Here is a 12,260-nt window from a genome sequence, read left to right as displayed (position 1 = left end):
TAGAACAAGCCGTTAATAACAAAGGAATATGTAATGGTTCACGATAATTCTGTTTCGTCACGCAATCTACTGGACAAGTTGAAGCTGACGGAATATCTCAATACCCCTGGAGTAACCGAAGTATTCATAAACCGACCTGGGGAAGTGTTTCTTGAAGATGCCGACGGCTGCCGCCGTATTGAACGACCTGATTTACCCCTGCCCGTATTGGAAAAACTGGCAAATACGCTATGTACTTACAATAAAAAGCATATCTCATACGAATCCCCCATTCATTCGGTAACGCTACCCGACGGTGAGCGCGGCCACATCATGATGTCCCCCAGTTGCGAAAACGGAACGGTTGTTTTTGCTTTCCGCAAACCTTCGAACAGCCGTTTCACAATGTCGGACTATCTTGATACAGGTCGTCTGAATGGTTTTAACGACGTATCGGGGCACGGCGTGGCAGAACGTCGTACAGAGTCGGAAATCGAAATAGAGAGCCGCTGGGTCCGTGACGTATCCGACAGGATGAAGCTGCCGTCTGACGTCAAACTGACCGACTGGCAGTACAAAATGTTGGAACATAAAGCCAACGGAGAACTGAATGAATTTTTCAGAATTGCGATAGCACAGAGGTTGAATATTTGCATGGTAGGCGGTACGGGGTCGGGTAAAACTACGTTTACCAAGACACTGGCCGACATGATTCCCGCTCATGAACGGCTGGTTACTATTGAAGACACTCACGAACTCGATCTACCTTTGCACCCTAACCATGCACATTTGTTTTACAGTGGGCACATCACAGCCAAAATGATTATTGCGGCGTGTATGCGGCTTAAACCGGGACGGATTTTTTTGACAGAATTAAGGGGAGATGAGGCTTGGGACTATCTTGCCGCTCTTAATACCGGACACCCGGGAGGACTGACTTCCGTTCATGCAAACAGTGCTCGTGATGTTCACTACCGCATCATGCAGTTGGCCAAAGAATCAGCTACCGGCCAAACCATGGATCCCGGTTATATTCTTAACACTGTCCGTTCCACTATTGATGTGATCTGTTACTTTGAAAAAACCCGCATGACCGAACTTTACTTCGACCCTGTCGAAAAATACTACGCTATGCAAGGGCGTTTACAGTAATACAAAGTCGTCTGAAAACTTTTTCAGACGACCTTTTTACCTTGTGAAAAGATTTGGATATGTCTGTTTACATAGATGATGAGGGACTTGGGGACTGACATCATCAAAACATCATCGTATATGCGATTTTGTCTATAGATGAAAAATCCTATAAAATTGTCAGACATTAAAGAGAGGTTTGAAATGGCTGTTGCCGCAACTGTCGCACCAAGTGCGTTTCAAAGGCTTAAACAAGCACTGGAACAAGAAAATCCGCGCCCGCTGCTGCTTTCCGGATTGGAACGGGATGCAAAATCTTTGTTTGGCACTCCGGACGCACCTTACGGTTATCTGATATTAGGTATGTTGGATGCAATCAATAACCGTAAGGACGATTTCGATAAACACTTTGATGTCATATCCGCATCGGACATTCCGGCTATGACCAATTTTTTCAGATTGAACGGTTTAAACAGGATGGGATACTTTGAAGAGGCAACCGTATATTTGAAACAAATGTTTGCTGCTTCCGAAAAAACAGATGATCCTTTGTTTTTGAAGCCGTTGGCTCATATCAGTATGTTATATGGTTTTATTGAGCGACCGGGACAGATTATCGAACGTCTAAACAAAATGAATTCCCTTGAAACGAACCAACAGGACGAATTGGAGCAGTTGCACCTGCTTTTGAAAAATACAGAAATTGATGAAGTCGTCTTGGTCTCTGCAATTTTGGCTGCGAAAAAACGGCTTAAAGAGATAGGGTTTCAGATACCTACCTATTCTTTCGGTTATTCGATTGAATCAGATATATTTATCGAATTGAAAATGCTGTGCTTTGGCAGTGATATTGACCGTATGGCAGAAGCGGATGAAATGTTGTCACGGTTATTGATCGATATGGAAGAGTCGGCAGATGCAAACTTAATTAATTTCAGCATCTCCTGCCGCCCTTATAACCGCAGTTACGGAATAGGTAGTTGAGATATGATTGAGCCTCAGGATTTCATGACCAGTGGCAGATTAATGATTGGAGAATCTGAAATAGGCAACCGGAATGCCGTCAGCCGTATTTATTACAGTGTCTATCATACCGGTCTGATTTTTGCGCGCTCTCACTTGGGATTTACCTATGAAACAGGGAAATCCATGCACAAGCAGCTTATTGATTTTTTCAAATCTTGCGACAGCAAAAACTTGAAACTCATCGGCAGACAAATGGAAAAACTGAGAAATGCCAGAAACGAGGCAGACTACACCCTTACAACATATGTTTCCCCCGAAGATGTCAAATTGGATTTGAGATTGGCATTGCAGACCATTGCCCAAATCGGACAACAGGAAAAGACACAATCTCCGTAATATCACGCAAAACTCAAAGCCGTCCAAGTTTAGGATGGCTTTTTTATACCCAGCAATTTTGAAAGGATAGTAAATGCCGTATGTCAATAAAATCGAAATTATGGGCAACCTAGGGCGTAATCCAGAATTACGGTATATGCCCGGCGGTCGGGCTGTTACGAACGTGTCGGTAGCCGTACAAAAAACGTGGAATGACCGTGAGACGCGCGAACAGAAAGAGCGCACCGAATGGTTTTCCGTCATATTGTACGGAGGACAGGCAGAAACCGTATGCAGATTGATGGAAAAAGGTGACTGCCTGCAGGTATGGGGGGAAGTACAGTCTCGGCAGGTTCAGGGGCGAGATGGCTCTGAAAAAACCGTGTTCGAAGTAATTGGCAAAGAGATGCAGATTATACGAACCGGCCCTCGTGAAAAAGTTTCCGGCGGTATTCACGACATGATGAAAACCTCCGTCGGACAGCCGGTTCAGAAATAACGACTGACACAACCACCTGCCACATACTGAGTTTTCTATGCCCGCCTTTTGGCGGGCTTTATTTTGGAGTATTTGTAATGAGAAAACCCGTAACCGACATTCTGCTATCACTGCTACTGGCTATTACTACCCTATGTGTCGGTCTGTATCTAGGAGCGGTGGTTTATACGAAATGGCTGGGACTTAAAACTGCACCGTCGTTATCTTTGCTTTATGCCTATTGGCAGCATTTCGACCGGTTGCCGCAAGGCATGGTTTTTCCGTTGAAGGTTTCGACGGCAGTTGCGGCCGCCATCCCTGTTGTCGGACTGATTATGTTACTGGTCTCGGTTCTGCGGGGAAAAAGAAAGGAATTGCACGGCTCTTCAAGGTTTGCGAGCGAGCGCGAAATCAGGAAATCAGGGTTGTTGGACAACCCGTCAGCAAAGAAACGCAAAAAGGGAAAGGATGTGCCGGATCTGATTTTGGGCAAATACAAAGGGAAATATCTGCGTTGGTCAAACGATGGCTTTCTCTACTTGGCTGCCCGTACCCGAGGCGGCAAGGGTGTAGGCTTTGTTATTCCAAATTGCCTGCACTACCGACACAGTATGGTGGTCAACGATGTAAAGAAGGAAAACTTTCTGATTACCGCCGGATTCCGCGCCAAACACGGGCAGAAGGTATTTTTCTTCAATCCGTCGGGAACGATGCCTTACCATACCGAAGAACCTGACGCGCCGCTTATCAGCCACCGATGGAATCCGCTGACTTATGTGCGCCGCGAACCTGTTTATACCTATAAGGACGCATTGGGTGTCTCGGCAATCTTTTATCCGCTTACGGCAAAGGGCGACAGCGGCAACTCAAATTTTTGGCAACAGGAAGCGCGCAAACTGTTTACCGGACTGTTGCTTTATCTGATTGAAACGGAAAAGGAGCGCGATCTGAGCCTGCCGCAAAACCTGACGACGATGGCCAACCTCTACCGGCTGACCACCCCAAGCAACGGCAAAACCTTGCAGGACTGGATACGTGACGAGTTCGAGCTTAGGGCGGCCAACCCTGAATATCGCTTGAGCCGCAACTGCGAAACGCTGCTGATGGGGTTTGCCAACGGTAATGCGAAGACCAGCGGAGATATTTTATCCACCATGTCCGCACCGTTGGCAATTTTTCTTGATTCTGCCGTTGAAGCGGCCACGAGCGGCGATGATTTCTTTTTCCACAACCTGCGCCGCGAACCGACCACGATTTATTTGGGCATTACCCCCGACGAAATGAAGGTGTACGGCACGCTGATGAACCTGTTTTTCAGCCAGTTGTGCGATGTCAATGTGCGGCAGGGTCTGTCGTCTGACAACCCAAAATTGAAATACCAGTGTCTGTTGCTGTTAGACGAATTTACCGCACTGGGCAATATCCCTGCCATCGAAAAAGGGGTGGGCTATCTGGCCGGTTACGGTATCCGCCCTATTCTCGTCTTCCAAACTCCTTCGCAGGTGGAAGAAGTATATGGCAGTACGGCACGACAGACGTTCTTCTCCAACTTTGCCGTCCGTATGGTTTTCTCCCCTCGCGAGCAAAACGATGCGGAAGAATTGAGTAAGTTGATCGGCTTTTATACCTATAAGGCGAGAGGAACGTCCCGTTCCCGAGGTAAAAGCAGCAGTAGCGGAGTGAGTATCAGCGATCAGAAACGTGCGGTCATGAACCCCGACGAGCTCAAAGTCATGCCGGATTCCGACTGCATTATCAGTATGTCAGGGATGTCCGCTATCTATGCAGAAAAGATTATTTATTACAAAGATCCCGCCTTCGAAGATCGCGCTTTCCTGCCTATCCCACATGTTCCCGAGTTGAATGTACATATTGAGGCAAAGAAACCGGTCGAGGTTTCTAAACCTGCATATGTTTCGCCGGAGGAGATGGAAAGTTTCAACTGGCGTGACGCGGTTAATGCTGAAGAACTGGCTCGTTCAGTACTGGAAGCGATTATTCCGGCCGGCAGCCCACCGGAATATGTCGCTACGATGGTGCCGTATATTGCCCGCAACTGGGGTGAAAACAGCCTGTCTGTTATTGCCGAGATTTTAAAAACCTCATCCGGCATCGAAATCAATCCGGAAGATTTGGAAGAGGCCACCTGATTTTTGAGGAGTGTATGTGAAAGCGAACGAAACCGTAAGACCGCTATTTCATAGTGGTCTTTGTTTTTTCAACAAGGAGTAAGAAATGGCAGATTATGACGAAATTCGGGCAGCCTTAAATCATATCGGTGCAGACGACCGCGATATGTGGATACGTATGGGTGCAGCCGTCAAAGACGAAATGGGTGAAGACGGTTTCCACCTGTGGGATGAATGGTCTCAGACAAGCGGCAGTTACAATGCCCGCGACGCAAAAGCCGCATGGAAGTCGTTCAAACCTGGACATATCAGTATCGGTACATTGTTTTATCATGCCTGGCAGAACGGCTGGCGGCCTGAAAAACCCTATGTTCCGCTTTCCGATGCCGAAAAAGCCCGGCGGCAGGCAGAATCCGAAACCAAACGGCTTGAAGCAGAACGGTTGCGGCAAGAGGGCTACGAACGTGTAAAGGGGACTGCGCAAAGAATATGGGCGCAGAGTGTGCCCGCCACATTGGCACACCCCTACCTTACAGCCAAAGGCATAACCGATCCCGCCGTAGTTTCAGGTATCCGCCAAAACGAATACAACAACAGCCTGAGATTGCAAATCCCCGTTTTCTACGACGGTCAACTGTACAACCTGCAATCTATTGATCCCACCGGCGACAAACGCTTTTTGAAAGACGGTCGAAAAGACGGCGGCTATACGGTTGTCGGCGATGCATCCAAAATTTCAAACGGCGTGGTGATCGCCGAAGGTTTCGCCACCGCCGCCAGTATCCATCAAGCGACTGGACAGCCTGTTATCGTCGCTTTCGATGCAGACAATATGGTCAAGGTGTCCGAAACACTGGCGCGAAATCTACCATCCGACACCAAAGTAACGATTGCGGTCGATAACGACGCATCGGGAAAAGGTTTGCATTCTGCCCGGCAGGCGGCAGCCTTATTCAATGGTCGAGCTATTGCCATCGAGCCGGAATTCAGTATGCAGCAGATTCAGAAGTTTCAACAGACGGCGGGAATGGATAGACAAGGCAGACCGAAACTGCCGAGCGACTACAACGACCTGCACCAGTTGGCGGGCATCGAAGCCGTCAGAAAGGCTTTGACAGAAGGTCGGAATCTGGCCGCTCCTGAGTCCGAGCACCGCATACAGCTTGATACAGATATGGAACAGGCCATTGCCGACGAGATTGCTGAATGGCAGGCACGGCAGCAAGCAGCGGAGCGTGGTCATACGGCGGAATCGTCGGACAGGTCGTCTGAAGGCCCTGCATCCGAACAGTCCGGTAAACAGAAAGAGGAAGAGATGATTCAACAAACCGAAACATTGCAAGCTGTAGCCTCAAGTCAGGCAGAAGTCAACGGCATCGAATACGCGGAAAAACGGCGTGAGCGGACAACCGAACCTTATCAGCCGATTGATCCCGATCATCCATACGGTATCGGCCGTACCGGCAGTCATTTCGACAATGATACCGGAACAGATATACGTTATGCCTCCACTCAAGATAGAGCCGAGCCACCCCCACAACAGGAATCGGATACCGAACCGCTGCGGGCTTTGCAAAATGAGGGAAGAAAAGCCGTTCTTGATCTGAACTACAATATCCCGCCCGACAGTATTGCCCACCGGTATATCGTTTCAGACGGTAAATACATGTCTGCCGAAAACGGTACGACCGTAATGTTTACCGACAAAGGCAACAAATTGAGCACGGCCCGTTCTGATACGCAAACCGTCAATGATATGTTGGAAGTAGTCAAAGAAAAAGGCTGGGACAACATCAAACTGACGGGCAGCAAAGAATTTAAGCGCGCAATGTTTCTTGCAGCAGAAAGCCGGGGGATCCGTACCGCCGGCTACCGTCCGACCAAAGAAGATTTGGCTTATCTCGACCACCTGCGTGAGGGACGGGCATTGAACGGCGTGGAAGAACAGCACACGCGAGAACCGGTTAAAGCCGGTGAAAGCAATTCTCCATCCCCTCAACATAACAAAAATCGTGATATGTCGTCTGAAAAGGCAGAACCAACCCGCGGACAGTCATCCGTACCTGCCGACGGTGAGCGTATCGTTACCGTCGGCAGCGCCCCCTATCTTCATAATGCCCAAAATAAGGAAAGTCCGTATATCGTACTTGAACGGGACGGTAAAGAGCGCACGGTATGGGGCGTGGACATTCCCGACGCAATGGAACGCAGCGGCGCGGAAGTCGGCGACCGCATCCGGCTTCATTCGTTGGGCAGACAGCCGGTAGAGGTGGAAGTACCGATTTACGACAAAAACGGCAAAGTTACCGGTATGGAAACAAAGGCTGCATACCGCAACATGTTTGACATGGAAATCGTACACGAACAGGAAAAACAGAAAGAGCATGAAACCTCTGTCCGGCAACCTGACACCGCCGCCCTGTCCAAGGCAGACGAAATGCTGGCGCGGAGCAAAACACCTTCCGATGCCACCATCAATACTTCCCATACCGCCGATATCCAAGCAGGCGTGCCGTTACAGGGTATAGGCCAGGGTGAAATACCTGCCGAAGTGGCGGTACGCGCGGCCAAGATGAAATCTGACGCGCTGGATACCCGGCTGCAATCGTCCAAAGCCGTCTATATGACCAAGGCCGGAAAGCTGTCCAAAGCCAACAAATCCCACCTGCAATTCCACGAACGCAACGTTATGGATGCAATTCGGGGGGTGAAAGGAGATGCACGAAAACTGGCCTTGACCAACTATTACGAACATACCGCCGAGAAAATGAAGAGTTCGAAGCTGGATTTGCCCAAACCGGTTCAGATACCAAACCCGCAGCATTCGTTGGATCAGGCACGGCAACAGAACGACCGGGATCGGCAGCATGAGAAAGATCCGGAAGTGGAAATCGGCCGCTGAGTTTTTAATCCGATTCTTTCATTACGGCCTGAAACCTTGCGGTTTCAGGCCGTTTTTTTCTTGGAGGCAATATGGCAGAGAATGAAAACAAGCAACCTGCGGGCAGCAGAAGAATGAAAATCCTGCAACAGTCGCTGGCAAAGAAACAGGCGGCGTTCGACCAACGGCTGCAAAACCATTTCGACGACGTTCGCAGTGCGAACGGACAACCGCTCAACGACAAGCGCAACGGACAGGCAACATTGAACCGCTGGGAACGCCAAAACGACGGTTTGCGGGCGGCGGACAAGGAAATTGAGAAAACGCAGCGTGCTATCGAACGCGAACAGGCAGCGATCGACCGCGTGAACAATGCCGACATCCCCGAATTTTTGAAACCGATGATCGAGTCCGGCGAAATTACCCAATGGCGCAAATTCCCGAACCGCTTTTTCGTCAGCGGCGTGGAGAAAGCGCGCATCATATGGGATAAGGACAAGCAGCAGTTCGGCTATGCCTACCTGCAAGGCGTGAAAGGCGAACAGTTCGCCAAATTCCGCGACACCTATAACCACATCCTCGCCCTGCACCGCCAAGAACAGGAGCGCAAGACCACGCCCGAAACCGAAAAGCCTGCACCTGAGAATCGCGAATCTGAAAAACCGGCACAGCAGGCAGAAGAAAGGTCGTCTGAAAAGCACTATTCCGAAAACGTCATCGACCGGCTGGCCGAATATCACGGCTGGACGAAACAGGGCGGCATGACAGCAGAAAAAACCTATATGGGCGCACAGGAAGGCGGTTCGCTGAATCCCGAAGGCAATATGACCATGTACGCCCGCCTCGATCGGAGCGGACGTTATCTCGCCTTGGAGAACGGTTGGGATACGGCATTTGATATTGACGCACGCGATACCCGTCCCGAAACGGCTGCTGCCGTATTCAATCTGTTTGCGGAACGCGTGGTATCCAAAATTCCTTTTACGGCAAATGACGTAACGGAAATGCTGGAGAACGCCAAGTCCGAAAATTGGATTGCAGACAGGCTGGAGGAAAGCGGCTATGCCTATGTTTCCGCAACACCGGGTTATTGGGATAAAAGCGTAGGCCGCTACGACATCAAAGTCTCGTTTATCGAAAATGAAGCCCACGTTACCCAAACCGAACGGCAGAGCGGCAATTCCGAATCCTTCAAAATCCCCGTACGGGAATCCGACACGGTTGTGGATGTTGTCGGACAACGGGAACAGGCGGCAAGGGAAAACAGTCCCACTCCCAAGTCTGCCTCACCATCTGTAAAAACAGAGAGGCCGCCTGAAAAGGAGGCACGGCAACCGGTGCAAACCTTGGAAGAACGTTTGCTGGTAGCGAAAGAACAGTATAGCCAGCGGTTGTCTGATATGAATGCCGACGGGCAGAAAAAGCACCGAATTTTGGAGGCGGGCATGGAAAACCTGATTCAAGGTCTGCCCGAACAGACGCAGATGCAGGCGCGTCTGAATTTCTACCAAGCCCAATACGGGCGTATAGATGTAAAAAACGAACCGGAGCAGCCTCCTGAGCAACAGGAACTGTTTTACGGGCGATAACGATAAGAAAGGTCGTCTGAAACATGGTTTCAGACGACCTTGTTTTTGAAGGAAAAGAACCATGTCTGAAATCAGTGTCTATGGTTTAACCCATGAAGAAATTAGAGAGCTTACGCAACTGGCAAAACAACGGTATGGTAAAGCCAGCGTATCATGGATGGCAAAACGGCTTTTGAAGGCGCAGCTAGAAAAGGAAGAACCCGAATTGATCGGACTTCCACCCCCAAAAAGCAGCAAACGCGTTACCATCCGCCTGCCCGACAAAGACCGTGCGTATTTGGAAGAGGCCGCTAAACGGCGTGGCGGCACGATCAACGATGCAATACGCGACATCATACAGACACATATCAGCCGCCATCCCATCCTTTCCGCCGTCGAACTGGACGAATTACACCATTCAAATTACCAACTTTTGAGTATCGGGCGAAATCTCAACCAAATTGCCCACAAACTCAATGCGGGTGAACCTGTCTCTCTGACATCACAATACATCGCCGAACTGCGCGAAATCATCAACAACCACACCGAGCGCGTCGGGCGGGTACTGCATACCCAGCGAAGGCGTAAAAAATAAGGAGGCAGACTATGGCGACCAATCCCATAGACGACTGGTTTTTAGGTTATAAAACCCGTGCCGTCAGATCCAAAGACCGGGGCGGCTTGTATTTGGGTCACGGCCGCCGCCCGTCAAAACCGTTGAAATCCGGCAGCGGCCTAACCAACCTTAAGGCCGCCGCTCTCAAGCACCCCGAAGTAATGGTAAAAATACCTCGCCGCCTCAGCAGTAATTCAAAAGGGATTGCCGGAGTACGCGGCCATTTGGACTATGTATCACGCAACGGCAAGATACAGGTTGAAACCAATGACGGCGAACGCTTAAACGGTAAACGGGCGGTACGCGACTTGGTGGAGGACTGGAAACGATTGGGTATTGCCGAACACACCAAGCATAAAGAGGCATTGAACATCGTACTGTCGATGCCGCCAGGTACACCGCCGCAAGCCGTACTGGATGCCGCCCGAAACTTCGCTGCCGAGCAATTCGAGGGGCACAAATACGCCTTTGCACTGCACCACGAGTCTGACAAAGAGGGTGAGCCGCCGCATCCGCACGTCCACCTGTGCGTACTAGTGCGTAATCAGTTCGGTGATCGGCTCAATCCGCGTAAAAATGACCTGTTCGAATGGCGTGTTCGCTTTGCCGAAAAACTCCGGGAAGAAGGTGTACAGTGCGCCGCCACTAGGCGACAGCATCGGGGAATAACGCAAAAACCGGAAAACAGCGTCTTTCGTGCCATAAAATCACGCGGCCAAGTACCGAACCGCTACCGGCAACAGGCTGAAGAACTGATTGAAGCCGTCAAACACAACGAACGACCGACACATCAGTCTTGGAAGAAAATAATGCACACCCGCGGACTGATAGTGGATGAGTACGGCAAAATAGCCAAAGAGCTGTACAAAATGGGACATAAGACCGAAGCACGTATCATCAGCCGGTTAGCTAAAGAAACCGCCGCTCAGCCGCGTGATACCAAGGCGCAGCAACAGTTTGACACAGCCGTCAACAACGGCATGACTGCTGAAAAACTGACCCAAAACCTGAAGCATCAACTTGATGAAAGCGAGCAATTCAGTAATCTGGCACGAAAATTGTCGAAAAGCGGACATAAAACGGAAGCGAAGCTTATGCAGGATATTGCCGTTGCGGCAGCCGGTCGATCCATTGTCGGAGAAACATCAGTTGAACGCAGCAATAGCCAATCGGCAGAAAGACCGTCCCCGCATCATGAACACGGGGATGACGGATTGACACGGTAGTTTTGAACCCGTACATACTACAAACCATATTTGCAGAAACCATACGGCAACGACAACCCGGCCGCAGCACTCGAAACGGTGCTGCGGCCGGGCTTTTTTGTTTATAGAAAATACCCACCTCACTTGCTATCAATTTACAAAAATGATAGCATTTGACAGTATTCAAACACCCTCGAAAGGAATGGATATGCCTTCCATTACAGTCAGAAACCTATCTGAAGAGACCCATCGAGCCCTTAAAGCACGTGCCTTAGCCGCCGGTCGGAGTACGGAAGCCGAAATACGGCTGATACTGGATCAAGCTGCACGCCCCAAACAACGCGTCCGTCTTGGTTCACTGTTATCCGATATCGGTCGGGAAGCAGGAGGTGTGGATTTAGACATAGAACGGAAAGAGCAAACTGAGGTACAGTTCTAATGATTTTGCTGGACACCAATATCATTTCTGAACCGCTCCGCCCCAAGCCTGACTCTACTGTCATTGCTTGGTTGGACAGACAACCGGTGGAAACACTATATCTTTCCAGCATTACCGTGGCGGAACTGCGTTTCGGCATCGCCATCCTTCCCGAAGGCGGGAAAAAACGGCTGTTGTTGGAAAAACTGGAAGAAACAATATTACCTGTATTTTCAGACCGAATTTTGGATTTTGACATCGAAGCTGCCACTGCTTATGCCAAAGTCCGTGCAACAGCGCGGGCGGCAGGATTCACCGTTGCGGCGGCAGACGGCTATATTGCGGCCATTGCCCGTTACCACCATATGACGGTAGCTACCCGAGATACGACCCCGTTTACCGCAGCCGGATTAAAAGTCATCAACCCGTTTCTAGGTGGTAAATAGTCCATACCAAACAACAGTCTCTCTCAACCGACTGATAAACAAAAAAGCCCTGCGGCCATACAGACATC

The 12,260-nt window shown here is 49.8% G+C and carries 11 protein-coding genes; all 11 read left to right on the top strand.

Annotated elements, in window-relative coordinates:
• Positions 1-33: 33 nt before the first annotated feature.
• Positions 34-1,131: an ATPase, T2SS/T4P/T4SS family gene (locus tag NSCA4_RS0104565; protein WP_016687037.1), complete on the top strand. Its 1,098-nt coding sequence runs from the start codon at positions 34-36 to the stop codon at positions 1,129-1,131.
• Between the two features lie 183 nt (positions 1,132-1,314).
• Complete coding sequence (locus NSCA4_RS0104560; protein WP_176621471.1) at positions 1,315-2,094, top strand: hypothetical protein; 780 nt, start codon at positions 1,315-1,317, stop codon at positions 2,092-2,094.
• Positions 2,095-2,097: 3 nt separating this feature from the next.
• Positions 2,098-2,472: a hypothetical protein gene (locus NSCA4_RS0104555; RefSeq protein WP_029609521.1), complete on the top strand. Its 375-nt coding sequence runs from the start codon at positions 2,098-2,100 to the stop codon at positions 2,470-2,472.
• Between the two features lie 73 nt (positions 2,473-2,545).
• A complete protein-coding gene (locus NSCA4_RS0104550; protein ID WP_016687034.1) occupies positions 2,546-2,950 on the top strand; it encodes a single-stranded DNA-binding protein in 405 nt (134 codons plus the stop codon).
• Between the two features lie 77 nt (positions 2,951-3,027).
• Complete coding sequence (locus NSCA4_RS0104545; protein WP_029609519.1) at positions 3,028-5,079, top strand: type IV secretory system conjugative DNA transfer family protein; 2,052 nt, start codon at positions 3,028-3,030, stop codon at positions 5,077-5,079.
• 85 nt (positions 5,080-5,164) lie between these two features.
• Positions 5,165-7,960, top strand: coding sequence for an LPD7 domain-containing protein (locus tag NSCA4_RS0104540; RefSeq protein WP_016687032.1), 2,796 nt, complete (start codon positions 5,165-5,167; stop codon positions 7,958-7,960).
• Positions 7,961-8,031: 71 nt separating this feature from the next.
• Positions 8,032-9,528 (top strand): hypothetical protein, encoded by a 1,497-nt coding sequence (locus NSCA4_RS14550; protein WP_141565457.1) that lies wholly within the window; start codon positions 8,032-8,034, stop codon positions 9,526-9,528.
• A 61-nt stretch (positions 9,529-9,589) separates the two neighbouring features.
• Complete coding sequence (locus tag NSCA4_RS0104530; RefSeq protein ID WP_029609517.1) at positions 9,590-10,102, top strand: ribbon-helix-helix domain-containing protein; 513 nt, start codon at positions 9,590-9,592, stop codon at positions 10,100-10,102.
• 11 nt (positions 10,103-10,113) lie between these two features.
• Positions 10,114-11,349, top strand: coding sequence for a relaxase family protein (locus NSCA4_RS0104525; RefSeq protein WP_016687029.1), 1,236 nt, complete (start codon positions 10,114-10,116; stop codon positions 11,347-11,349).
• Positions 11,350-11,491: 142 nt separating this feature from the next.
• Entirely contained in the window at positions 11,492-11,767 is a 276-nt protein-coding gene (locus NSCA4_RS16340; RefSeq protein WP_438284943.1) for a FitA-like ribbon-helix-helix domain-containing protein, read from the top strand.
• Positions 11,767-12,192 carry a type II toxin-antitoxin system VapC family toxin gene (locus tag NSCA4_RS0104515; RefSeq protein ID WP_016687027.1) on the top strand — a complete coding sequence of 142 codons (426 nt, stop codon included), beginning with the start codon at positions 11,767-11,769 and terminating at the stop codon, positions 12,190-12,192. Before NSCA4_RS16340 ends, NSCA4_RS0104515 begins: the two co-directional genes overlap by 1 nt.
• Positions 12,193-12,260 lie beyond the last annotated feature (68 nt).

The organism is Neisseria sicca 4320, from assembly GCF_000193735.1.
GTDB lineage: Bacteria > Pseudomonadota > Gammaproteobacteria > Burkholderiales > Neisseriaceae > Neisseria > Neisseria sicca_E.
This window is presented reverse-complemented; position numbering and strand designations above follow the sequence as displayed.